The sequence below is a fragment of the Bradyrhizobium sp. NBAIM03 genome (assembly GCF_020194055.1).
Taxonomy (GTDB): Bacteria; Pseudomonadota; Alphaproteobacteria; order Rhizobiales; family Xanthobacteraceae; genus Bradyrhizobium; species Bradyrhizobium yuanmingense.
The window spans coordinates 1-22423 of the sequence record NZ_JADYVS010000028.1; the positions used below are offsets into that span (position 1 = coordinate 1).

A 22423-nucleotide genomic window follows, 5' to 3' on the forward strand; every position below is an offset into this window, starting at 1 on the left:
GGGTTGGGGAGGGGGTCTCTCCTCGATCGAGGACCCCAGAGAGCCCCCACCCGCCGCGCTCTGGCGCGCAATTGCGCTGCCGAGCGCGTCGCCCTCCCCGCAAGTGGGAGAGGTGCAGCGAGTCCTTGGCGACACTCGATCCGATAAGACTAAACATTCGATCCGTGGATCGCATCGATCACGGCGTCCGTGACCTCCTTCGTGGTCGCCTTGCCTCCGACATCCGGCGTCAGCACGCCCGCGGCGCAGACACGCTCGACGGCGGCCATCAGCCGTAAGGCGGCATCCTTCTCGCCGAGATGCTCGAGCATCTGCGCGCCGGTCCAGAACGTCGCGACAGGGTTGGCGATGCCCTTGCCGGTGATGTCGAACGCCGAGCCGTGGATCGGCTCGAACATCGAGGGGAAGCGGCGCTGCGGATCGATGTTTCCGGTCGGGGCGACGCCGAGGCTTCCAGCCAGCGCGCCGGCGAGATCGGAGAGGATGTCGGCGTGGAGATTGGTTGCGACGATGGTGTCGAGGCTCTTCGGATGCAGCGTCATGCGCACCGTCATGGCGTCGACCAGCATCTTGTCCCAGGTCACGTCAGGGAATTCGCCGGCGACCTCGGCCGCGATCTCGTCCCACATCACCATGCCGTGGCGCTGCGCGTTCGACTTGGTCACGACGGTCAGCAGCTTGCGCGGGCGCGACCGCGCGAGCTGGAACGCATAGCGCATGATCCGCGTGACGCCGACGCGGGTGAAGACGGCGACTTCAGTGCCGACCTCTTCCGGCAGGCCCTTGTGGGCGCGGCCGCCCATGCCGGCATATTCGCCTTCCGAGTTCTCGCGCACGATCACCCAGTCGAGATCGCCGACGCCGACATTGCGCAGCGGCGAGGCGACGCCCGGCAGGATCTTGGTCGGCCGCACATTGGCGTATTGGTCAAAACCCTGGCAGATCGGCAGGCGCAGGCCCCACAGCGTGATGTGGTCGGGCACGTCGGGGGCGCCGACCGCGCCGAAATAGATCGCGTCGAACTTCTTCAGCTCGCTGAGGCCGTCCGCCGGCATCATCACGCCGTGCTTCTTGTAATAATCCGAGCCCCAGTCGAACGTCTTGACGTTGAAGGCGAGATCGCCACTGCGTTTTGCGAGAGCCTCCAGCACGCGGACGCCGGCCGAGATCACCTCGGGGCCGATGCCGTCGGCGGGGATGGCTGCGATCGAATGGGTGCGCATGGGAAGGCTCCGTTTGAGAGACCGCGCCGGCATATCCGGCCGTCGGCGTCGCTGGCGAATCTAGACGAGAGTGCCGGGCAAACTCAATCGGCGCTGGTTTATACAAAAAAATGATATAATCATCGGGAGGTCGCCACGGCGTCATGGCCGGGCTTGACCCGGCCATCCACGCCTTTCCCCGCGGCCCAAGAACGTGGATGCCCAGGACAAGCCCGGGCATGACGACCTCGCGCAAGTCTCAAGCGCGGTCGGGCGAGGCGAGAGGACGGCGAATGGAATTGCATCAGCTCCGATGCTTCGTGGCGACGGCCGAGCAGCTGCATTTCGGCCGCGCGGCGCAGCAGCTTCAGATGCTGCCCTCCGCGCTCGGCCGGCAGATCCAGCTGCTGGAGGAAGACCTGGGCACTCGGCTGTTCGCGCGGACCACGCGCGCGGTGTCGCTCACCGAGGACGGCACGACGCTGCTGCGCGATGCCCGCACCATCCTCGCCAAGGTCGAGGCGGTCGAGAGCAACCTGCGCAATCGCTCGCGCGCGGGGACCGCGCGGCGGCTGCGGGTCGGTGCTATCGACAGCGCGGCGGCCGGACTGTTGCCGCCGCTCCTGCGCGATTTCCGCGTCAGGCATCCTGACATCGCGGTGCAGCTCCTCGAAGACAAGACTGTCCGGCTGCTGCCGAAGATTTTGACCGGCGCGCTCGATCTCGCCTTCGTCCGTCCGCCTGACCGGCCGGACAAGCGGCTCGAATTCCGCGGCCTGCTCCAGGAGAGCGCGATCGTTGCGTTCCCGCGGCGGCACGCGCTGGCCGGGCGCAAAGCGATCACGCTGGCGGATATCGCCGACGAGGCGATGCTGGTGCCGGACCGGCGCTCGCGGCCGCACAGCCACGACCTCACCATAAAGCTGTTCGAACAGGCCGGCCTGACGCCGCGCATCGTTCAGGTCGCCGACGAGAAGCAGACCATCATCAACCTCGAGGCAAGGAAGCTCGGGGTCGCGATCGTGCCGCGCTGGACCGCACGGATGGCGGTGACCGGTGTGCGCTTCGTGCCGCTTCGACTGAGGCAGAGCGGGCCGGTGGGCCGGTTGCCGCTTGCCGCCGCCTGGCTGCGCGGCTCGCGCGATCCGGCCCGCGATGCCATGCTGGCGGTTCTGGAAGCCCGCCTGCGCAGCTATGCGCGGGAGGCGTGAGCGGCTATGACATCGGCCAAGACAGAGGCCAGGACAGAGGGATGGTGATGACGGATCAGACGGCTTCAGGCGAATTGCGGGTGGCCATTGCCGGGCTGGGCTCGATCGGCACCAAGATCGCGACCGCGCTCGATCAGGGCATCGAGGGCCTGTCGCTCGCGGCCGTGGCCGTGCGGGATCCCGCCAAGCATCAAGCCTTCATCGACGGCTTGCGTCGCCCACCGACAATCCTGCCGCTCGACCAACTCGGCAAGGCCGCCGACATCGTCGTCGAATGCGCGCCGAGCAGCCAGCTGCGTGCGATCGTCGAGCCTGCGGTGAAGCGCGGCAAGGCCGCGGTCGTAGTCAGCGTCGGCGGCTTGCTCGACAATTTCGATCTGGTCGATCTCGCCCGCGCCAATGGCGGCCGTATCCTGGTGCCGACCGGCGCGCTGATCGGACTCGATGCCGTCAACGCCGCCGCAATCGGCACCATCCATTCCGTGAAGATGGTGACCCGCAAGCCGATCGACGGCTTGAAGGGCGCGCCGTTCATCGTTCAGAACAACATCGACATCGACAATCTGCGCGAACCGCTGAAGCTGTTCGAGGGCAGCGCGCGCGAAGCGGCAAAGGGCTTTCCGGCCAACGTCAATGTCGCCGTTGCGTTGTCGCTCGCGGGCATCGGGCCCGATCGCACCGAGATCCAGGTTTGGGCCGACCCGACCGTGACGCGCAACGTTCACCGCATCGAGGTCGAGGCGGACTCAGCGCGCTTCTCGATGGGCATTGAGAACATCCCGTCCGAGAATCCCAAGACCGGCCTGATCACCGCGTTGTCGGTGATCGCGCTGCTCCGCAAGCAGCGCGCCACGCTCTGCGTCGGGACGTGAGCTCCTAAGCCCCCGTGACGCGCCAGATCACGTTGCCGACGTCGTCGGCCATCAGCAGCGACGTCTTGTCGGGACCGATCGCGACGCCGACCGGACGGCCGTAGGATTCCTTCTCGTCCGGCGACAGGAAGCCCGACAGGATGTCGCGCGACGGGCCGGAGGGCTTGCCGTTCACGAACGGGATGAACACCAGCTTGTAGCCGGACAGCTTGCTGCGATTCCACGAGCCGTGCTGACCGATCACCATGCCGTCGCCGAAACCGGGCAGGGTGCCTGCGGGCATCCAGCACAGGCCGAGCGAGGCGGTATGGCCACCGAGCGCGTAGTCCGGTTGAATCGCCTTGGCGACCATCGCCGGATCCTGCGGAACGCGGTCGTCCACCGTCTTGCCCCAGTAGCAATAGGGCCAGCCGTAGAAGCCGCCGTCGCGCACGGAGGTGAGATAGTCGGGCGGCGTCTCGTCGCCGAGGCCGTCGCGCTCGTTGACGACGGTCCAGAGCACGCCGGTCGTCGGCTCCCAGGCAAGGCCCACGGGATTGCGCAGGCCGGCCGCAAAGATGCGATGCGTGCCGGCAACGAGATCGAGCTCGTAGACCGCGGCGCGGCCTTGCTCGACCTCCATGCCCATCTCGGCGATGTTGCTGAGCGAACCGACGCCGGCATAGAGCTTCTTGCCGTCGGGACTGGCGAGCAGGCTGCGCGTCCAGTGGCCGGCGGGCTTGAACGTCGTCAGCCGCTTGCCCGGCGCGGTGATGCGGTCGGCGTTGGAGACGTAAGGGAAGGCCATCACACCGTCGGTGTTGCCGACATAGAAAGTGTCGCCGACCAGCGCCATGCCGAACGGCTGGTTGAGGTTCTCCATGAACGCGCCGCGAACTTCGGCGACGCCATCGCCATCCTTGTCGCGCAACAGCGTGATGCGGTTGGCGGAGACGCCGAGCGCGGCGGCGCGCCGCATCGTCGCCTGCATCGCATAGTGGAACACGCTGCGCGGGGCGCCCGCGATCTGCGTTGCCTCCGCGATCAGCACGTCGCCATTGGGCAGCACCTCGATCCAGCGCGGATGGTCGAGACCGGTCGCGAACGCATCGACCTTGAGCCCGGGTGCGGCGATCGGCTTCTGTCCGTCGCGCCAGCCGCGTGCGGTCGGCATCTTCAAGGTCGGAATCGCGCCTTGCGGCTTGGCTTCGGGAATGGCGGGCTTCTCGCCCCAGGCCGGCGCGGGCTCGGTGCCCGTCATCTTGCGCCATTGCAGCGCGATGCCGCCGATGAACGCGACGAACTGCGCGAAGATGCTGGAAAACGTCATGACAAGCCCCGGGTTGCGCGCGCATCCAACTGGCTGACGAGGCCGACGTCAACCTATGCGGCGCACCGCAGGGGCCGATTCCCGTGGAATGGCAGCCGATCGAATTTGCATGGGACAGGTCGCGGCGTCGGCCCGGAGATCAACGACCGATCTGCCGCTCCAGCCGTCGTGCTGCGCGAAAATCGTCCAGGTGACGGATGTTCGGCGCCAGCGCCGCTTCCCGGGACAGCAGATGATAGACCCGCGCCACCGTGCGCTGTTTCTGCTTCGTACGCCCGGGCGGCAGCGCCCGCGCCTTGCGAACGGCGGCGATCGCGTGTGCGCGAAAATAATCGTAGGCGTCCGACATGGCTCGATGCTCTGCGGCCGTTGACAGATGTCGGGGCTAACGGACGAGCGGAGGGGTGGTTCCTTGGGGGGGCAGATCGTGCGCTCGTGCCTCGGACGCAACGCAGCGCGCCCGGGATACGAGCGTGACGCCCTTACCGCGGCGACGTGAACGGAATGATCATCGGAACGCGGCGGCAATAGGCGCCATAGGCGTCCTCGCCGAGCTCCTTCGAGAGGAACACCTCTTCCATCCGCCCCTTCTGCCACATGCCGAGCGAGATCAGGATCGCGCCGAGGATCGTCGTCACCAAGCCGATCGCAACGCCGGTCACCAGCATGCCGAAGATTAGGCCGGTGTAGATCGGGTGGCGGACGATACCGTAAGGGCCGGTGTCAATGACGCGGTGGTCTTCCTTCTGGGTGATGGTGTTGGACCAGAATTTTCCGAGATGCAGCCGGCCCCACCATGCGAAAGCGATGCCGGCGACTGAGAGGACCGCAGCGATGATGATACCGGTGTTGCCGAGCACCCAAAGCGGCTTCCAGCCCATGGCTTCCGCAATGAACGGCGTGTACAGGATGCCGCCGACCAGGATCGGCAGGCGATAGCGCTGCGACTCCAGCGTCATCACCTGCTTCTTGGTCTGCCCCTGCCAGAACGAGGCGCCGACCCAGCTGACCAGAAAAGCGAGCCAGATCAGGGCGAGCAGTTGCGTCGGCCAGGTCGTGGTCCAGCCACCCCAGGCGACAGAGAGAAGCTTGCTGAAATCGAAAGACATGAAGATTCTTTGCGTTTGAAGCGGCGTCAGCTCGCACGCGAGGACAGCGCGTGATGCTTGAGGGCGCCGGAGGGCTGCTGGCCGTTGCGGGCGAGCAGGTGGGTGATGGTTTCGCGCAAGACGGGCTCGATCGGACGCGGCGAATAGCCGAGTTCGGTACGGGCTTTGCCGATCGAAAGATCGCTCGCGGCGAGCGCGATCCGCACGCCCTCGGCGGTGCCGTTGGGCGGCCGGCGCGTGATGTGGTCGGCGATGTATTCGAGCATGATCGCGGAGAGCTCGGCGATCTTGCCGGGTACGACGACGGGAAATTGCCGGCGTCCGCTCATCGTCGACATCATGCGCAGGATGTCGCCGAGCGGGACGCAGTCGCCGCCGAGGATGTAGCGCTGCCCGAGGCGGCCGCGTTCCATGGTCAGGACCAGGCCCATGGCGACGTCGCGGACGTCGACCAGATTGACCAGGAAGTTGAGGTGCGGCTGCACCTTCTTCTGCAGGAAGTACCAGAGCATCGCGGTCGGCGGTGTCAGATGTTGGTCGGCGGCGCCGATCGGCATGGTCGGCGTGCCGATCACCAGCGGGAAGCCCGCTTCTGCCGCTTTGGCGGCATGATGCTCGGCGAGCGATTTCGACCGGGTGTAGGCGCCGGGCATTGCCTCGGCCGGCTGCAGCGCCTCTTCGGCGGGAACGCCCTTGAGGTCGGAATAGGGGAACAGGATCGATTCGGTCGAGCAATGCAGGAAGCGCGAGACGCCGCGCTTCATCGCCGCCGCCAGCACGATCTCGGTGCCGCGGCAATTGACCTCGTGAAAGTCCTGCTTGTTGGCGACCCACATGCCGGGCAGGCCGGCGAGGTGATAGACCTGATCGCAGCCGGCGATCGCCGCATCGACCGCGGCACAGTCCAGCACCGAGCCGTGGACGTGCTCGACATCCGCGTTCGCCGCGCTCGGCACACGGACATCGAGAACGCGGACCCGCTGCCCACGGGCGCGGAGCGCTTCTACGAGGTGATGTCCGATGAAGCCACTGCCACCGGTAACCAGGACGAGAGCCATGCAGTAGGTTGCTGTTTCGCTTCGAGCGTTATCGGGTTGAAAGGGAATTGGCCGGAAGAGGCGCCAGAATCGCGGCAAGGTCGCGACGGAAACCCAGTGCAATGAATAATTTTGCCATGACGAACATCGGTCCAAGCAAAAGATGCGAGGGGAACGTGAACAACGAGGCCTCGCGCCCCTCAAAAACCTTGTGGCCGATGGCCTGTGCGGCGAGGCCGAGCACCACTAGCGTGGCGAAAATCGCCCACATCGTCGCGGTGCCGACTTGCGCCGCGATGGTCGTCGCAACCGAAAACAGCACGACGGAGACGGCCAGAATGCCGAGCCCGAGCGCCGCGTCGAGCAGCAGCCAATAAATCAAGACCGGAACAGCCAGGACCACCGCCAGGCTGACGTTGAATCCGAACAGCGGAAGCTTGACCAGCGTCAGCGGCAGCACGGCGCCGGTGAACAGCAGCAGGATGCCGACCACATGCATCGCCGTGTTGCGGGGATCGCGATGGTACTCGACATAAACGGCAAGTTGGCGCTGGAAAAAGCCACCCATTTCGGTCTCATGCAGCACGGGGTCGGGAAGGGCGAATAGAGGCTATAGCACTGGACCGAGCGGTGCACAAACCGGCACTTTTGTCGCGTGAAACCGTGCGCGCGCGCCCGGGACAGGCTGCAAAATAATCCGCACTTCAAGGGGTTCCGTCAGCCGCGGAGCCGCCTTCGCTTAGCGCTTCTTGGCGGGCTTTTTCGCCGCAGGCGCTGGCGTCGCAGCCGGACGCGTCTCTTCCGGCAGCTTGGCATAAGTCAGGATCTGCAACTGGCCGTTGACGGCGGAGGTCGGCTTGGCCCGATCGAGAAACTGCTCCTCGCCGAGGCCGATCGGATGCAGCCGCTTGGTCGAGATCTTGAAGGTGTTCACCAGGACGTCACGGATCGCATCGGCCCGGCGCTGACTCAGGATCGCATTGGCCTCGCGCGTCTTCGAATTGGATTCGACGTGGCCGACGATCAGGAAAGTGTAGGGCAGCAGCGAGGAATGAACCAGCGCGTCCGCAATGCGGCCAACGGTCTGGTAGGACGCCGGCTGGATGATCGGCGTGTCGGCGTCGAACTGGATCTGCGCATTGAAGGCGGGCAGCTTGGCGAGCTCCGGCGCGATCAGCGGCCGGTTCACCGGCCCCGGATCGTTCTTGATCCTGGTCTTGGCGCGCTCCATCACCTGCTGCTTCAGCGCGGGCAGGTCAACCTCGGCGGCCTCTTCGAAATGGTTCAGCTTCGCGACAATGTCGTCGCGGGTCGGCGCCGCCGTCTGCGCGCCGGCGGGGCCCGCGAGCAAAGCGAGCCCCAGCGCCAAGCCCAGTCCTGCGGTAGCGAGCCCGGTCGCGCGCATCAGCGATACCCCGCGTCGTCAACGGCCTTCAGGCAGTTGTTGCTGATGCCCTTGGGCGTCGAGACCAGGCACGGGATCGACTTGCTGGTCTCCTTGGTCGAGCCGCCGCAGACCTTGACGATCTCGCGCTGGCAGGCGTTCGCTATCGTCACGCGCGCGGCGACGCGCTTCTGGATGGCGTCGAACACGCCGAGATAGTCGCTCGTGCATTGCGGCGAGAGCACGTCGCGATTGCGCGACAGGCATTCCTTCAGCCGGTTCGAATCCGGGTTGACGCCGCGGCAATTGGCGACGATTTCCGCCCCGCAGCTCGCCGCCAGCTTGCCGATCGAATCGCCAAAGCTCATGGTCTCCGCCGCCGCAAGCGACGGCATCCCCAATGCAAGCACGATCAATGTGACGGAGCCCCGGACCATGGGTTGCATCTGATACGGGGAAGTTCGCGGCGGTCAAGGGGCGTTCGGGCGAGAACTGTCGAGAGTTGCGCAGTGCGGCGAACAGTCCTCACTCGGCCTCAGCGAGGGGCGGCCAGTCGACCAGGGCGACGGTATGGTTCCTGAGGTCCTCGGCAACCTCGGGATCGGCCTTGAGCTCATCCAGCGTCCGCGGCGGGGGCAGCTGGCGCCCGTCCGCGGTCAGCTCCTGCGCAAAGAACGCCAGCGCCTCGGGCCCATTCTCCAGCGCCTCCTCGACGTCGTCGCCGCCGGAGATGCAGCCGGGCAGATCCGGAAACCACAAGCTCACGGTTTCGTCCGGGTCGGCATCCTCGATGATGGCAACGTACTGAGCCATATCGGGTCTCACGCCCGCTGCACGAAACTGTCCACGACCTTCTTCTCGCCGGCCTTGTCGAAGGCGATGGTGAGCTTGTTGCCGTCGATCTTGGTGACGCGGCCATAGCCGAATTTCTGGTGGAAGACGCGGTCTTCCAGCGAGAATTCGGACGTCGTGCCGGTCGATTTGGCGACCAGCTCGCCTTCGATCGTCAAGGGCCCGCGCCGGCGCGAGGCGAAGCTGCCGAAATCGGGACCGGATGACGAGGAGGTCGAGAACGTCGCGGCCTCTTCCTCGAAGCCGCCGCTTCGGCCGCGATTCCGGTTGGCCTGCGCGCGCTGCCAGCCTGGGGTCGAATAGCTGGAGCCGAACGCCTCCATGTCGTCGAAGCGCGAGGCGCCGTAGCCGCCGCTGCCGCCCCATCCAGAGCCGCCCTTGGACTCCGTGATCTCGACATTGGCCGCCGGCAATTCGTCGAGGAAGCGCGACGGGATCGTGGTCGACCAGGTGCCATGGATCCGGCGATTGGTCGCGAAATAGATCTTTGCGCGGCGGCGGGCGCGGGTCAGACCGACATGGCCGAGCCGGCGCTCTTCTTCCAGGCCGGCGCGGCCCTGTTCGTCCAAGGTGCGCTGGCTCGGGAACAGGCCTTCCTCCCAGCCGGGCAGGAACACGTTGTCGAATTCGAGCCCCTTGGCCGAATGCAGCGTCATCAGCGACACCGCGTCGTCCTCGGCGCCACCCTCGCGGTCCATCACCAGCGAGATGTGCTCCAGGAACCCTTGCAGGTTCTCGAACTCCTCCATCGAGCGCACCAGCTCTTTCAGGTTCTCCAGCCGGCCCGCGGCGTCCGCCGAGCGGTCCTTCTGCCACATCTCGGTATAGCCGCTCTCGTCGAGCACGATCTGGGCGAGATCGGTGTGCGCGGTGACCTCGCGCTGCGCGCGCCAGCGCTCGAATTGGGCGATGAGATCGCGAAGCGAGCCGCGCGCCTTCGGCTTCAGCTCGTCGGTCTCGACCACCGCGCGCGCCGCCTCGAACAGGGGAATGCGGCGCTTGCGGGCGTGATCGTGCAGCATCTGCACGGTGGCATCGCCAAGCCCGCGCTTCGGCGTATTGACGATACGCTCGAAGGCGAGATCGTCGGCCGGCGAATTGATGACGCGCAAATAGGCCAGCGCGTCGCGGATTTCGGCGCGCTCGTAGAAGCGCGGGCCGCCGATGACGCGATAGGGCAGGCCCAGCGTGACGAAACGGTCCTCGAATTCGCGCATCTGGTAGGAGGCGCGCACGAGAATGGCGATCTCGTTGAGCTTCTCGCCCTGGCGCTGCAGCTGCTCGATCTCCTCGCCGATGCCGCGGGCTTCCTCTTCCGAATCCCATGAGCCCGTGACGGTGACCTTCTCGCCGTCCTGGTCCTCGGTGCGCAGCGTCTTGCCGAGCCGGCCTTCATTGTGCGCGATCAGGTGCGAGGCGGCGGCGAGGATGTGACCCGTCGAGCGATAGTTGCGCTCCAGGCGAATGACCTTGGCGCCGGGGAAATCGTGCTCGAAACGCAGGATGTTGTCGACCTCGGCGCCGCGCCAGCCATAGATCGACTGGTCGTCGTCACCGACGCAGCAGATGTTTTTGGTCTTCTCCTTCTCCCCGTTTGCGGGGAGAAGGCCGGGATGAGGGGGAGTCTCCACGAGCTCGGTGCTTGGAGAGGCCCCCTCACCCGCATCGCTTCGCGATGCCACCTCTCCCCGCAAGCGGGGAGAGGTGGAAGAAGGCGCCTGCGACAGCAGCCGCAGCCACAGATATTGTGCGACGTTCGTATCCTGGTACTCGTCGACCAGGATGAACTTGAAGCGCTGCTGGTACTGCCTGAGGATATCCGGGTGCTCGCGGAAGATGCGGATGTTCTCCAGCAGGAGATCGCCGAAGTCGGCCGCATTCAAAATCTTCAGCCGCTCCTGGTAGCTCGCATAGAGCTTGCCGCCCTTGCCGTTGGCGAACATCGCGGCCTCGCCCGACGGTACCTGTGAAGGCATCAAGCCGCGGTTCTTCCAGCCGTCGATCAGGCCGGCCAGCATCCGCGCCGGCCAGCGCTTCTCGTCAATGTTCTCGGCCTGCAGCAGCTGCTTGAGCAGCCGTACCTGGTCGTCGACGTCGAGCACGGTGAAGTTCGACTTGAGCTGCGCCAGCTCGGCATGGATGCGCAGGATACGGCCGCCGATGGAGTGGAAGGTGCCGAGCCATGGCATGCCTTCGACGGCGTGGCCGAGCATTTGGCCGAGCCGGTGCTTCATCTCGCGCGCGGCCTTATTGGTGAAGGTCACCGACAGGATCTCGGCCGGGCGGGCGCGGCCCTGGCTCAAGATGTGCGCGATGCGCGTGGTCAGGACGCGGGTCTTGCCGGTGCCGGCGCCGGCCAGCACCAGGACCGGGCCATCCAGCGTCTCCACTGCCTCGCGCTGCTCCGGATTGAGCCCGGCGAGGTATTTCGGGCCCACCGAGGCGCGCGCACGCGCGGCGATGCCGCCGGCTGCGGGCTGGTGGTCGGGTACGGCTGTGATCTTGCTCGGCTCGGTCATGCGAATCATCGGCCCCACGATGGCACCGCGGGGTGGTGGAAGGGAGCCTTCTTAACAGGGATTGGTGCCTATATGGGGCGCCGGGCCGGGTTTTCCACGTGCGCGGCAGGCCGATTTGTTCCAGCTGAGCCAGCGAATTTCGCTCCCGCCGGGACCGGAACTATCGTTCCCGCGTCGAGATTGTCAGGACAGGTGGCGCGGCCAGCCGCGTCGATCGCAGACAACATCAAGACGAGGGTTTGACCATGCTAGGCTGGGTTGTGACGTTTCTGGTTATCGCACTGATCGCCGGCATCCTGGGCTTCGGCGGCGTCGCCGGCGCTTCGATCGAGATCGCCAAGATCATCTTCTTCATCGCAGTCGTTCTGTTCCTGGTCTCGGCCGTCGTCGGCCTCGCCCGCGGCCGCAACAGAATATAGCTGCGATGTCACCTCTCTCCGACGGGGAGAGGTGAACCACAGGCGGCAGACGGCGCCTGAGCCACTAACGCTTCGAGGGCATCGCCACGCTCCGGCCGATGCCCTCGGGTCGCGTCAAGGCGCTGTGGGACTTGGCAACTCCAGCAATGCGCTGCTGGATGTCGGTCGGAAAAGGCGCGACGCGCCGCGCATTCATGTCCATGTGCAGTGACATGTTCTCGGACGTCGCCGACAGCCAGCCCTCGGTGCCGTGCCGCATCTCCTCGAATGTGTGCAGCCGCTTGTCATCGGCGTCGAGCAGCCAGACTAAGATCTGCACGGGATCGCCGAGATGGATCTCCCGCAAATAGCGCACGTGGCATTCGGCGGTGAAGGTCGAGCCGTGGCGCTCTGTCTTGTAGACCGGGCCAATCCCGAGCTCGAGCCAGAACTCGTCGATCGCCCGATCGAACATCACGTTGTAATAGGCCATGTTGAGATGGCCGTTATAGTCGATCCATTGCGGCTCGACCTGCATGATCGAGGAGCGAAACGGCTCTGCATTCGGCGCTGTGGCGGCGGTCTCCGGCATGTGTCCTTCCCAAGCTATGCGTCCGGTCCCTTGACTTGACCGGTTATATGTCCTTTGCCACGGTCTCTTCTCGTCGGGAGGAATTCCGTGGGTACGACCATCACCAATAATCCGCCGCGGCCGGAGCCGAAAGCCCTCGCAAGCGCGCTGGAGCAGCTTGCCGCGCGCTTCGGCAACCGCCTCATCACCTCGCAGGCCGTGCGCGAGCAGCACGGCCATACCACCACCTGGATCCCCAACCAGCCGCCTGATGGCGTGGTGATGGCGCAGGAGACCGCCGACATCCAGGACGTGGTGCGGATCTGCGCCAAACATCGCGTGCCCGTCATTCCCTTCGGCACCGGCACCTCGCTCGAAGGCCAGGTCAACGCGCCCGCCGGCGGCATCTCGATCGACCTGCGCGACATGAACAAGGTGCTCGCGGTGCATGCCGAGGACCTCGACTGCGTGATCCAGCCCGGCGTCACCCGCAAGGCACTGAACGAACATCTGCGCGACCAGGGCCTGTTCTTCCCGATCGATCCCGGCGCGGATGCCTCGCTCGGCGGCATGGCCTCGACCCGCGCCTCCGGCACCAATGCGGTGCGCTACGGCACCATGCGCGACAGCGTGCTGGCGCTGAAAGTGGTGCGCGGCGACGGCGAGATCATCACCACGGGCACGCGCGCCAAGAAATCGTCCGCCGGCTACGACCTGACGCATCTGTTCGTCGGCGCCGAAGGCACGCTCGGCATCATCTCCGAGCTGACCATTCGCCTGCGCGGCATCCCCGAGACGATCGCGGCCGGTGCGGTGTCGTTCGAGACCGTCCACGGCGCCTGCCAGGCCGTGATCCTGGCGATCCAGACCGGCATTCCCGTCGCGCGCATCGAGCTGCTCAATGCCGCGCAGGTCAAGGCCTGCAACGCCTATTCCAAGCTGACGCTGCCGGAGACGCCGCTGCTGCTGATGGAATTCCACGGCAGCGAGATCGAGGTCGCCGAGCAATCCAAGGCGTTCGGCGAGATCGCGAGGGACTGCGGCGGGGGCGATTTCTCCTGGACCACCAAGCCGGAGGACCGCACCAAGCTGTGGCAGGCGCGGCACGATGCTTATTGGTCGGTGAAGGCGCTGCGGCCCGGCGACAGCATCGGCGTGGTCGCGACCGACGTCTGCGTGCCGATCTCGCGGCTCGCCGACTGCGTCAGCGAGACCGAGGAGGATCTCAAGCGCCTCAATTTGCTGTCGCCGATCGTCGGCCATGTCGGTGACGGCAATTTCCACTGCTCGCTGGTGTGCGACACCAACGACGCCGACGAGATGGCGCGCGGCGAGGAGTTCATGCATCGTCTGGTCGAGCGTGCGCAGGCCATGGACGGCACCTGCACCGGCGAACACGGCATCGGCCAAGGCAAGCAGAAATATCTCGAGGCCGAGCTCGGCCCCGAGGCGCTCGATGCGATGCGGGCGCTGAAGCAGGCACTCGATCCGCTCAACATTTTCAACCCCGGCAAGATCGTGCCGGAGGCATAAGGCGGCGCCCTCCGGAACCGGGAACTTTCGGCAATCCTGCCGGTTCCAATTCCCGCCAATTTCCGATGCTCAATGGCAGGGCTTTGCGCGGGAGGGTGCGATGGTGCGACCGGTCATGGGAATTGCCGCGGTGGCCTTTGCCTGCATGCTTGCGGGGGCCGCGTTCGCGAAGGGCGGACACGGCGGCGGCCATGGAGGTGGCCATGGAGGTGGGCATGGCGGCGGGCGCGGCGGCGGTCACCACGGCGGCCATGTCCGCGGCCACGGCGGCGGGCATGCGCATGGCGGGCATCATCGCGGGATGCGGTTCACAACCGGCGCCCGGCGTGGCGGCCCGAACTTCGGTCAGATCCGCAATGCCGCGATACGGCCGGCGAACTTCCGCAACGCCTGGAACGCCAGCGCCTTCCGCAACGGCCGGCTGATCAGCAATCCGGCGGCCCGCGCGCAGATTGCCGCGGCGGCGGCACTCGCCGGCTGGAGCGGTGCAAGCAGCGGATGGTGGCAACATCCCGGCGGCGGCTACGGCTGGGTCGGGCCGCTGTTCTGGCCGTTCGCCTATAACGATCTCTACGATTACACAATCTGGGGCGACGGGCTCGGCTTCTGGGGCTACGGGTATCCGGACATCTATGCCGGCATTTTCGGCCCCTATGGCCATGATCGGCTGTCGGCTTATCTGCCGCAGCAGCCGCAGGGACGGCGGCGGGCGCGCAGCGCGCCGCTCGATCAGCTCTGCGGCAGCGATCGGCGCGCCATCGTCGGCCTGCCGATCGATCAGATCGCAGCCGCGGTGCAGCCGACGAACGCGCAAGGCGCTGCTCTCGATGCGCTCGGCAACGCCTCGATCGACGCGGCTGCGCTGATCCGCACCTCCTGTCCGACGCAGGCCGCAGCGACGGCGCCCGGCCGGCTCGCCGCCATGCAGCAGCGGGTCGAGGCGATGCAGAAGGCCGTCGATTTGGTTCAGCCTGCGCTGGACCAGTTCTATGGTTCGCTCAACGACGAGCAGAAGGCGCGCTTCAATGCGCTTGCCGACGATCAACGTCGTGCCGCGGCATCGAACAATGCGGGCGGATCGTCGGTGCAGACTTGCAGCCCGTCCGCCGCGTTCGATTGGCCCGGCGCAACGATCGAAGAACGGCTTCGTCCCACCGACACCCAGCGCGGGGCACTCCAGGTGCTCCAGGACACCAGCGCCAAGGTCAGCGCATCGCTCAAGGCGTCCTGCGAGCCCAATGAGGTGATGACGCCTCCGGCCCGCATGGCCGCGATCCGCAAGCGTCTCGATGTCATGCTGGACGGAATCAAGTCGGTGCGGGCGGCGCTCGATGATTTCTACGCCACGCTCAACGACGAGCAGAAGGCGCAGTTCGAGGCGATCGGCCCGCGCCGCATGTCCTGAACGCCGTGAGCAATTGAAGACCATTGGTGGGGCAATGAAGTGGTTCGCGAGGCGAGAGCCGGCAGACGTCTGGGACGAGCCGATCGGGGGGCCGCTCGGCGACATCGACGCAGCCGACCGGATTCGCAACATCTGCCAGGCTGCGCGGGCGATCGCCGAAGCCGCCGGCGCTTCGGCGCCGACCAGCACGCGCGAGCGCTATGAGCGCGCAGCCCGCGCTGCCATGGAGATCGCGATGAAGATCTCCGACGATCTGATGCGCGACGACGCCGTGCGCCGCATCGTGGATCTCTGCATGAAGGCTGAGGACATCAAGACGGCGCAGATCTTGTCGCGTGCGATCCAGGCAGGCTGGATTCGAGAAGCCGTGCTCCGGGACCATCCGGCCCTGTCGCAATGAGTTCGGCTCGCGCGATTGGCGCGAGCCGAATGCTGCTGGTGCCGGACCGGCTCAGTATCTGCGGTAGCCACCGCTGTTATGGTCGCCGCCGCGGCCGCCCATTCCCATGCCGAGGCCGATCCCCACACCGATGCCGATGCCCTGCATCACGGCCTCGGGCGGCGGGCCGCGATCCGGCGGCGGTGCGCGCTCGTAGACCACTTGCTCGGACGGCGGCCGTCGCTTGGGCGGCGTCTCGACCACCTTGCGCTTCGGCGGGGTCTCCTCGACGCGCTTCTTGATCACGGGCGGGACCGGCGTTGCCGGGGTCGCGGGCGTCGAGCACGGGCAGGTCGGCGCCATCGCGACCGCGACGGGCGTCGCCGCGGCGGCCACGGGCACGGTGTAGTTGCGGTTCTGCACGCGCAGCAGCAGCCGGCGCGCGGTTGCCGCGAGATCGCTGTTGTCCCAGTTCGCGAGGTATGCCTCGAACGAGGCGCGGGTGTTGATCGCGGTGGCACGCTCCCACGCCAGCATCTGGCGACGCCGCTCCAGCACGGTGCGAAGGCGCGGCGTGCGGGTGTCCTGGGCATACAGCTCGATATAGGCCTGATACGCCTCCACGGTGTCCTCGGTGATCACGAGCTCATAGGCGACCATGGCCGGCTTGCCCTGCAATGTCTTGCGCCAGTCCGCGACGTTGCGCGTGCCGCCGGCGAGCGCCATGGCGGATGCGCCGGGAAGAGCGGGCGTGCTGCCGCCGCTCTCGCCGAAGAACCTGAAATCGGTGGTCAGCGAGGAGCTTTCCCAGGGGATCTGCCGGCCGTCGGTCGACTGCGCCACCGCGACGCGGATGCGCTTGAACATCTCCTCGATCGGCAGGTTCGGCTGCTTGGCGACCGTCAGCACGGCTGTCGTATAGGGGCTGTCGAGGCCGTTGCCGTCCTCGGCCTCGGCGCCGGGCGAGGTCGAATAGGAGATGAACGAGCCGGGCGCGCCGGCCTTGGTATCGACGATCGCAAGGCCGTGGCCGGCGCCGCTGAGCGCGGGGAACGGGTTGTTGCGGCAGGCATCGAGCATGAAGATGCGCGCCCGCGTCGGCAGCGCGCCGAGCGTGTTGAGCATGTCGTTCAGCCGCACGCCCTGCAGCGGGATGTCGGCCTCGCGCTTGGGGTCGAGATCGACAGGCACCAGATAGTTCTCGCCGTCGATCTGAAGGCCGTGGCCGGCATAGAACACCAGCGCGACGGTGTCGGGGCCGCTGGCACTGACCTTGCCGGCGAAGTCCGAGATCGCCGCGCGCATCTCGGTCTGCGCCAGATTGGCCGCCGTGGTGACGGTGAAGCCGGCACTGCCGAGCAGCTCCGTCATGCCCTTGGCGTCGTTGGCGGCGTTCGGCAGCTCCGGCACGGTGCGATAGGACGATTGGCCGATCACCAGCGCAAGCCGCGCCTCAGCGGCCGCGTCCGTGGGCGTCATCAATTGGGAAAGTGCGAGAAGACCGGACGCAAGAAGCAAATTCGAAAAGACTGGACGGCGCATGATGTCACCTCCAACGGCAATGCGCACGATGATGGCACCTTTTCTAAGTCCGCGCCATGAGGGCGTCTGTGCGCTGGATCACGCAGGGGCCGCGGCAAAATGGGGCAGGGTATCTGCCGGAGCCGTCCTTGTGCTAGACCTTTCGACCGCGCTGTCGGGGGCATTCGGCTAGTGAAGGAGGCTTGTCGTGAAGGTCCTGCTCGCGCACACCCCGGAGATGCGGCGCAACTATTATGGCGATCGCAGCCTGAACGGCCTGCGGGCGGCCGCCGAGGTGATCCTGCACGAGAAGGATGAGCCGCTGGACGCCGCCGGCCTGGTGCGCGCAGCCAAAGACGCCGACATCATCGTCGCCGACCGCATGACTGAAGGGCGCGGCGAGATCTTTGCGCAATTGCCGCGTCTGCGGGCCTTCGTCCGCTGCGCCGTCGACATCCGCAACGTCGACGTGGATGCGGCGTCGCAAGCCGGCGTGCTCGTGACCCGCGCCGGGCCCGGCTTCGTGCAGGCCGTGGCCGAGCTCGCGCTCGGCTTCATGGTCGATCTCTCCCGCGGCGTGTCGCGGACCACCGCAGATTACCAGGCAGGCCGCAAGCCGGAAGCACGGATGGGCCGCCAACTCGCCGGCAGCCGGATCGGCATCATCGGCTACGGCAGCATCGGGCGCTACCTCGCCGAGATCGCAAAAGTGCTGCGCATGGAGGTATTGGTCTCCGATCCCTTCGTAACCGTCAGCGATGCCGCGATCCGGCAGGTCGATCTCGACGAGCTCCTCGCCGCATCGGACTATGTCGTCTGCCTCGCCATCGCCAACGAGCAGACCGAAAACCTGATCGGGGAGGCGGCGCTGGCGCGCATGCAGAAGCACGCCGTCTTCATCAATCTCTCGCGCGGCAATCTGGTCGACGAGGCCGCATTGGCAGGCGCGCTGCGTGAGGGCCGCATCGCCGGCGCCGCCATGGATGTCGGCCGCGCGCCGGACCAGATGCCGACGCCCGATCTTGCCAAGCTGCCGAATGTCATCGCGACGCCCCATGTCGGCGGGCTGACGCCGCAGGCCATCGAATACCAGTCGCTGGAGACCGTGCGACAGGTCGAGGCCATCGCGAGGGGAGAAATCCCGCAAGGCGCCGTCAACGCCGATCGCTGGACGCGGCGGCCGTGAAGGGTCTTAGAGCCGGTCCACCGCCTTGAACGTCCCGTCCTTCTGGATCACGGTCAGGAACACCTTCGGCGGCGTGTCGAGCATGCGTGTGCCGACGGTGACGATGCTGCCGCTGATGTCGAAACGGCCGGTATCGTTGATGGCGCGCAGCAGGCTGGCGCGGGTCGGATTGGGGCCGGCCTTTTCCAGCGCCGCGGCCGCAAGCCGGCCGGACAGATAGCCTTCCAGCGACACGAAATCCGGTGTCAGCGTCGGGTCGAACGCCTTCTGGGCCGCCTGGTAGTCGGCGACGAGCTTGAGCGAGCGGTCCCAGGGAAATGGCACCACCTGCGAGACGATGACGCCGTCGCCCTCAGGGCCGAGTTCCGCGGCGAGCGCAACGGCGCCGACGAAGGAGATGTTGACGAAGGTTGGACGAGCGCCGCCGCGGCGGGCGAGCTTGATGAACTCCGCGCACGGACCATAGGTCCCGACCATGACGATGGCTTCTGGGTCGGCGCGCTTGATCATGCGCCAGGCCTGGCCGACCGCGCGGGTGTTGCGCTCGTAAGTGCCCTCGGCGGCGAGCTCGAGCCCGCGCTTGGCGAGCGCCCGCTTCACGCCGACAAGCCCGTCGCGGCCGAAGGAATCGTCCTGGTAGAAGATGCCGATGCGGGTGAACTTGCGATCCTCGGTGAGATGCTTGATCCAGGCTTCCGCCTCCGCGCCGTAGCTGGCGCGGATGTTGACGACGTTCGGAAGCTCGAGATCGCGCAGGAACTCGGCGCCGGTGAACGGGCCGATGAAGGGCACGTTCCTGGAGCTGGTGATCGGTATCGTCGCCATCGCGGTCGGCGTGCCGACCGCACCGATCAGCGCGAACACCTTGTCGTCGTTGATCAAATGCAGCGTCTGCGCCACCGAACGGTCGGGGTCGTAGCCGTCGTCGCGGCTGATGAGCTGGAGCTTGCGGCCGTGAATGCCGCCCTTGGCATTGACCTCGGTGAATGCGGCGACGATGCCTTGCCGCATGCGCTGTCCCAGCGCGGAGGACGGGCCTTCCAGCGCCGCGGCCTGGCCGAACAGGATTGCATCCTCGCTGATGCCGGCCTCGTTGCCCCTCGCAACCAGCGTGGTCGCGGCCAGAAGCGCGATGGTCAGAACGACGGATCTCGCTGATCGAATTCGATGCATCGGGAGGCTTGCCGGATCCTTGAAAGAAACCTTGCGCAACATAGCCTTGCGAGGCTGAATAGCTCGCTAAGCGCCACGGCGCAGAGAGGCCGTATTACACCGGGGAAAACCGGCAACTTATGTCGAGAAAGCCGGGATCGCTCGTGCACTTCGTTAACTAATTTCCGCATTGCGGTACGACTGGTTTCCGAAATTGTGCACTTCTTAACCGCCGTCTTGTTCCGATAGCGGCACCGGCACCTCAACCAGAGGTTCGGTTCGTCGCGGACAGGGGACGGCGGCTTCAAGATGGGCGGTCGCGATCAGAACGATCAGGATCGGAGACGTAGAGGCGGATGGTGGCGTGCCGCGCCGCTGCTCGGGCTCTATCGTCCTGCGCTCGTCGCGGTCGGCGTTGGCCTGCTGTTCTCGATCGTGGGCGCTGCCGCCGTCGCGCGGTGGAAAGATCGCGTCAACAGGATCGAGTTCGAGAACGCAGCCGAGACCCAGGCGATCGTCCTGCAGAACGGCATGAACGAGTACATATCGAGACTTCTCGCGCTGCGCACGTTGTTCGAATCGACCAACGAAGAAGTCACCCGCAGCGAATTCGAGACCTTCAGCGCCCGCCTGTTCGAGCGTCACCCCGGCATGCTGCGCATCTCCTGGTTGCCGCGGATCAACCGCAAGGAGCGCGCGGATTACGAGGCCGCGGCGATCCGGGACGGTGTGTCGAGCTATCACATCAAGGCGCTGCAGGGCGAGAGCTTCGTCATCGCGCCGCAGAGTGACGAATATTTTCCGGTGTTCTACTCGACGCAGCCGAAGACCTCGTCGGTTTACGGCATGGACTACACGACCGTTCCGGAGCGACGGGCAGTGCTGGAGCGCGCGCGCGACAACGATCGCGTCGCAGCCATGCGCACGCGCCTGTTCGGGCCGAAGGACAGCGACCGGCCGTCCTATGTCCTCGTCGTCGTTCCCGTCTACGCCAAGGGAACCTCGCGCGAGGAGATCGCGGACCGGCGCCGCAATATCGCCGGCGTCGTGGTCGGCGTCTTCGACCTGCCGCTGCTGATCCAGTCTATCCGCGTGACCACCGGAGCCAGCCCCGCGGTCAGCATGACGGTCTTCCCGCCGTACACGGCGCAGATCGTCAGCCTCGAGCAGATGCTGCCGGATTATGCGTCGGCCGCCTCGGCGCTGCGGTCGATGCGGGACATCGCGCGGACCCTGCACTGGTCGGGCAGTCTCAAGATCGGCGACACCGATTGGCAGGTGCGGGCGGTTCCGACCGCCGGCGGTCCGCTGGCGACGACTTACGACCGCGCGGTTGCGGTCCTCGTCGTCGGCATGCTGCTGACGCTGTCGCTGTCGACCTATCTGATGCTCGCCAGCCGCAATTCGCGGCGGCTGTCGCTGGCGAACCGGCGCGTGCTCGAGCTTGCCCAGACCGACATCCTCACGGGATTGCCGAACCGCGCCTTTTTCCTCACCCGGCTCGACGAGATGAACGGCAAGTTGAGCGTGAGGGGCGAGCCCTTCGCGATCCTGATGCTCGACCTCGATCGCTTCAAGAACGTCAACGATTCCCTCGGCCACGCGGCCGGCGATGCGCTGCTGCGCCAGGTGGCGCAGCGGCTGAAATCCGCGCTGCGCGCCAACGACGTGCTGGCGCGGCTCGGCGGCGACGAATTTGCCATCATCCAGCAAGCCGGCGAGCACCAGCGCGCCTGCTCGACCGATCTGGCGGCGCGGATCGCCAAGCTCGTGAGCGAGCCGTTCCTGCTGCCCGGACACCGCGTCGAGATCGGCACCAGCATCGGCATCGCAATTGCGCCGGATCATGGCAGCGATCAGGAGCAGCTCCTGAAGAAAGCGGATCTCGCGCTCTATCGCTCGAAATCGGCCGGCCGCAACTGCTTCACTGTTTATGATGAGGCGATGTCGGCCGAGCTGGAGGCCCGCAACACGCTGGAAGGAGATCTGCGCGACGCCATCGCGCGCTGCCAGCTGGAGGTGCACTATCAGCCGTTCGTCGATGCCCTCAGCGGCGAACGACGCGGCTTCGAGGCGCTGGTGCGCTGGCGGCATCCGACGCGCGGCCTGATCCCTCCGGACCAGTTCATTGCGCTTGCGGAGGAGACCGGGCTGATCGTGCCGCTCGGCGAATTCGTGCTGCGGCGCGCCTGCGCGGACGCAGCCGGCTGGCCTGCCGATCTCATGATCGCCGTCAATCTTTCGCCCATCCAGTTCAAGGAAGCCGAGCTGTTCGACATGATCTGCGCGGCGCTCGCCGATTCCGGCCTGCCGCCGCAGCGGCTCGAGATCGAGATCACGGAATCCGTGCTGCTGGAGCGCGGCAGCGAGAATCATGCCTTCATGGAGCGGCTGAAGCAGCTCGGGGTCGAGCTCGCGCTCGATGATTTCGGCACCGGCTATTCCTCGCTCAGCTACCTGACCGCGTTCCCGTTCGACAAGATCAAGATCGACAAGTCGTTCATTCGCAATCTGACGCAGCAGCCGCGCTCTTCCGCCATCATCTCCTCGATCGTGACGCTGGCGCGCGGACTGGACATGTCGGTCACGGCCGAAGGCGTCGAGACGCGCGAGGAGTTCGACCGGCTGAAGGCGCTCGGCGTCAATTTCGCGCAAGGCTATCTGTTCGGCCGGCCGCATCCGATCGAGCGGATCCTGTTCGACGCGCCGGTCAAATCCTCACGGCTCGACGCCGCCTGAGCGCGCCCGAGGCATGCGCGAAAAGCGCTTGACCCGGACATCCC

Annotated in this window: 21 protein-coding genes; 8 read left to right on the forward strand and 13 right to left on the reverse strand. The window is 66.3% G+C overall.

The window, feature by feature from the left end:
• Positions 1 to 149 precede the first annotated feature (149 nt).
• Complete coding sequence (locus I6F21_RS30500; RefSeq protein ID WP_036006429.1) at positions 150 to 1223, reverse strand: tartrate dehydrogenase; 1074 nt, start codon at positions 1221 to 1223, stop codon at positions 150 to 152.
• Positions 1224 to 1495: 272 nt separating this feature from the next.
• On the opposite strand from I6F21_RS30500, the gene I6F21_RS30505 reads away from it, so the two are divergent.
• Both I6F21_RS30505 and I6F21_RS30510 read left to right on the forward strand, forming a co-directional pair.
• On the forward strand, positions 1496 to 2413 hold the full coding sequence (locus I6F21_RS30505) for a LysR family transcriptional regulator (protein WP_225141560.1): 918 nt from the start codon (positions 1496 to 1498) through the stop codon (positions 2411 to 2413).
• Between the two features lie 47 nt (positions 2414 to 2460).
• Positions 2461 to 3285 carry an aspartate dehydrogenase gene (locus tag I6F21_RS30510; RefSeq protein WP_036006458.1) on the forward strand — a complete coding sequence of 275 codons (825 nt, stop codon included), beginning with the start codon at positions 2461 to 2463 and terminating at the stop codon, positions 3283 to 3285.
• A gap of 4 nt (positions 3286 to 3289) precedes the next feature.
• Here I6F21_RS30510 and I6F21_RS30515 read toward each other — a convergent pair whose 3' ends face one another.
• From I6F21_RS30515 to I6F21_RS30555, 9 genes are all read right to left on the reverse strand, one after another.
• Entirely contained in the window at positions 3290 to 4594 is a 1305-nt protein-coding gene (locus I6F21_RS30515) for a sorbosone dehydrogenase family protein (protein WP_225141561.1), read from the reverse strand.
• A gap of 139 nt (positions 4595 to 4733) precedes the next feature.
• Complete coding sequence (locus tag I6F21_RS30520; protein WP_025038081.1) at positions 4734 to 4943, reverse strand: hypothetical protein; 210 nt, start codon at positions 4941 to 4943, stop codon at positions 4734 to 4736.
• A 133-nt stretch (positions 4944 to 5076) separates the two neighbouring features.
• A complete protein-coding gene (locus I6F21_RS30525; RefSeq protein WP_036006440.1) occupies positions 5077 to 5703 on the reverse strand; it encodes an isoprenylcysteine carboxylmethyltransferase family protein in 627 nt (208 codons plus the stop codon).
• 26 nt (positions 5704 to 5729) lie between these two features.
• Positions 5730 to 6761, reverse strand: coding sequence for an NAD-dependent epimerase/dehydratase family protein (locus I6F21_RS30530; RefSeq protein WP_036006442.1), 1032 nt, complete (start codon positions 6759 to 6761; stop codon positions 5730 to 5732).
• Between the two features lie 28 nt (positions 6762 to 6789).
• Positions 6790 to 7308, reverse strand: a complete 519-nt coding sequence (locus tag I6F21_RS30535; RefSeq protein WP_036006444.1) for an Mpo1-like protein — start codon at positions 7306 to 7308, stop codon at positions 6790 to 6792.
• Positions 7309 to 7479: 171 nt separating this feature from the next.
• Entirely contained in the window at positions 7480 to 8145 is a 666-nt protein-coding gene (locus I6F21_RS30540) for an OmpA family protein (protein ID WP_036006447.1), read from the reverse strand.
• A complete protein-coding gene (locus I6F21_RS30545; RefSeq protein ID WP_225183973.1) occupies positions 8145 to 8561 on the reverse strand; it encodes a hypothetical protein in 417 nt (138 codons plus the stop codon). The genes I6F21_RS30540 and I6F21_RS30545 overlap by 1 nt, the downstream gene beginning before the upstream one ends.
• Positions 8562 to 8649: 88 nt before the next feature.
• Positions 8650 to 8937, reverse strand: coding sequence for a type II toxin-antitoxin system HicB family antitoxin (locus I6F21_RS30550; protein WP_036006452.1), 288 nt, complete (start codon positions 8935 to 8937; stop codon positions 8650 to 8652).
• Positions 8938 to 8945: 8 nt separating this feature from the next.
• Positions 8946 to 11504: a UvrD-helicase domain-containing protein gene (locus I6F21_RS30555; protein ID WP_225141564.1), complete on the reverse strand. Its 2559-nt coding sequence runs from the start codon at positions 11502 to 11504 to the stop codon at positions 8946 to 8948.
• Between the two features lie 236 nt (positions 11505 to 11740).
• Here I6F21_RS30555 and I6F21_RS30560 point away from each other — a divergent pair, with 236 nt between their 5' ends.
• A complete protein-coding gene (locus I6F21_RS30560) occupies positions 11741 to 11914 on the forward strand; it encodes a DUF1328 domain-containing protein (protein ID WP_036006471.1) in 174 nt (57 codons plus the stop codon).
• Positions 11915 to 11978: 64 nt separating this feature from the next.
• On the opposite strand, the gene I6F21_RS30565 is transcribed toward I6F21_RS30560, so the two are convergent.
• Positions 11979 to 12485, reverse strand: a complete 507-nt coding sequence (locus I6F21_RS30565) for a thioesterase family protein (protein WP_109144952.1) — start codon at positions 12483 to 12485, stop codon at positions 11979 to 11981.
• Positions 12486 to 12572: 87 nt separating this feature from the next.
• Between I6F21_RS30565 and I6F21_RS30570 the strand changes: the two genes are divergently transcribed.
• The 3 genes from I6F21_RS30570 (at position 12573) to I6F21_RS30580 (ending at position 15802) form a co-directional block, all read left to right on the forward strand.
• The gene (locus tag I6F21_RS30570) at positions 12573 to 13997 is read left to right on the forward strand and encodes an FAD-linked oxidase C-terminal domain-containing protein (RefSeq protein ID WP_225131712.1); all 1425 of its coding nucleotides are present in this window, start codon (positions 12573 to 12575) and stop codon (positions 13995 to 13997) included.
• Positions 13998 to 14097: 100 nt separating this feature from the next.
• Complete coding sequence (locus I6F21_RS30575; RefSeq protein ID WP_225141567.1) at positions 14098 to 15402, forward strand: Spy/CpxP family protein refolding chaperone; 1305 nt, start codon at positions 14098 to 14100, stop codon at positions 15400 to 15402.
• 34 nt (positions 15403 to 15436) lie between these two features.
• On the forward strand, positions 15437 to 15802 hold the full coding sequence (locus I6F21_RS30580; RefSeq protein WP_036006488.1) for a hypothetical protein: 366 nt from the start codon (positions 15437 to 15439) through the stop codon (positions 15800 to 15802).
• Between the two features lie 51 nt (positions 15803 to 15853).
• On the opposite strand, the gene I6F21_RS30585 is transcribed toward I6F21_RS30580, so the two are convergent.
• A complete protein-coding gene (locus I6F21_RS30585; RefSeq protein WP_225141576.1) occupies positions 15854 to 17323 on the reverse strand; it encodes a caspase family protein in 1470 nt (489 codons plus the stop codon).
• Positions 17324 to 17510: 187 nt separating this feature from the next.
• Between I6F21_RS30585 and I6F21_RS30590 the strand changes: the two genes are divergently transcribed.
• Positions 17511 to 18488: a hydroxyacid dehydrogenase gene (locus tag I6F21_RS30590; RefSeq protein WP_225141578.1), complete on the forward strand. Its 978-nt coding sequence runs from the start codon at positions 17511 to 17513 to the stop codon at positions 18486 to 18488.
• Between the two features lie 6 nt (positions 18489 to 18494).
• Here I6F21_RS30590 and I6F21_RS30595 read toward each other — a convergent pair whose 3' ends face one another.
• Positions 18495 to 19661, reverse strand: coding sequence for an ABC transporter substrate-binding protein (locus tag I6F21_RS30595; RefSeq protein WP_225141580.1), 1167 nt, complete (start codon positions 19659 to 19661; stop codon positions 18495 to 18497).
• 288 nt (positions 19662 to 19949) lie between these two features.
• Here I6F21_RS30595 and I6F21_RS30600 point away from each other — a divergent pair, with 288 nt between their 5' ends.
• Positions 19950 to 22379 carry an EAL domain-containing protein gene (locus tag I6F21_RS30600; protein WP_225183974.1) on the forward strand — a complete coding sequence of 810 codons (2430 nt, stop codon included), beginning with the start codon at positions 19950 to 19952 and terminating at the stop codon, positions 22377 to 22379.
• Positions 22380 to 22423 lie beyond the last annotated feature (44 nt).

What these genes read in the sequence shown, in the direction of transcription:
- I6F21_RS30550 (WP_036006452.1), bottom strand. Translation starts at nt 8,937, where the DNA reads ATGGCTCAGTACGTTGCCATCATCGAGGATGCCGACCCGGACGAAACC.
- I6F21_RS30560 (WP_036006471.1), top strand. Translation starts at nt 11,741, where the DNA reads ATGCTAGGCTGGGTTGTGACGTTTCTGGTTATCGCACTGATCGCCGGC.
- I6F21_RS30595 (WP_225141580.1), bottom strand. Translation starts at nt 19,661, where the DNA reads ATGCATCGAATTCGATCAGCGAGATCCGTCGTTCTGACCATCGCGCTT.
- I6F21_RS30510 (WP_036006458.1), top strand. Translation starts at nt 2,461, where the DNA reads ATGACGGATCAGACGGCTTCAGGCGAATTGCGGGTGGCCATTGCCGGG.
- I6F21_RS30500 (WP_036006429.1), bottom strand. Translation starts at nt 1,223, where the DNA reads ATGCGCACCCATTCGATCGCAGCCATCCCCGCCGACGGCATCGGCCCC.
- I6F21_RS30525 (WP_036006440.1), bottom strand. Translation starts at nt 5,703, where the DNA reads ATGTCTTTCGATTTCAGCAAGCTTCTCTCTGTCGCCTGGGGTGGCTGG.
- I6F21_RS30520 (WP_025038081.1), bottom strand. Translation starts at nt 4,943, where the DNA reads ATGTCGGACGCCTACGATTATTTTCGCGCACACGCGATCGCCGCCGTT.
- I6F21_RS30530 (WP_036006442.1), bottom strand. Translation starts at nt 6,761, where the DNA reads ATGGCTCTCGTCCTGGTTACCGGTGGCAGTGGCTTCATCGGACATCAC.
- I6F21_RS30565 (WP_109144952.1), bottom strand. Translation starts at nt 12,485, where the DNA reads ATGCCGGAGACCGCCGCCACAGCGCCGAATGCAGAGCCGTTTCGCTCC.
- I6F21_RS30545 (WP_225183973.1), bottom strand. Translation starts at nt 8,561, where the DNA reads ATGGTCCGGGGCTCCGTCACATTGATCGTGCTTGCATTGGGGATGCCG.
- I6F21_RS30505 (WP_225141560.1), top strand. Translation starts at nt 1,496, where the DNA reads ATGGAATTGCATCAGCTCCGATGCTTCGTGGCGACGGCCGAGCAGCTG.
- I6F21_RS30515 (WP_225141561.1), bottom strand. Translation starts at nt 4,594, where the DNA reads ATGACGTTTTCCAGCATCTTCGCGCAGTTCGTCGCGTTCATCGGCGGC.
- I6F21_RS30585 (WP_225141576.1), bottom strand. Translation starts at nt 17,323, where the DNA reads ATGCGCCGTCCAGTCTTTTCGAATTTGCTTCTTGCGTCCGGTCTTCTC.
- I6F21_RS30580 (WP_036006488.1), top strand. Translation starts at nt 15,437, where the DNA reads ATGAAGTGGTTCGCGAGGCGAGAGCCGGCAGACGTCTGGGACGAGCCG.
- I6F21_RS30535 (WP_036006444.1), bottom strand. Translation starts at nt 7,308, where the DNA reads ATGGGTGGCTTTTTCCAGCGCCAACTTGCCGTTTATGTCGAGTACCAT.
- I6F21_RS30575 (WP_225141567.1), top strand. Translation starts at nt 14,098, where the DNA reads ATGGTGCGACCGGTCATGGGAATTGCCGCGGTGGCCTTTGCCTGCATG.
- I6F21_RS30555 (WP_225141564.1), bottom strand. Translation starts at nt 11,504, where the DNA reads ATGATTCGCATGACCGAGCCGAGCAAGATCACAGCCGTACCCGACCAC.
- I6F21_RS30600 (WP_225183974.1), top strand. Translation starts at nt 19,950, where the DNA reads ATGGGCGGTCGCGATCAGAACGATCAGGATCGGAGACGTAGAGGCGGA.
- I6F21_RS30540 (WP_036006447.1), bottom strand. Translation starts at nt 8,145, where the DNA reads ATGCGCGCGACCGGGCTCGCTACCGCAGGACTGGGCTTGGCGCTGGGG.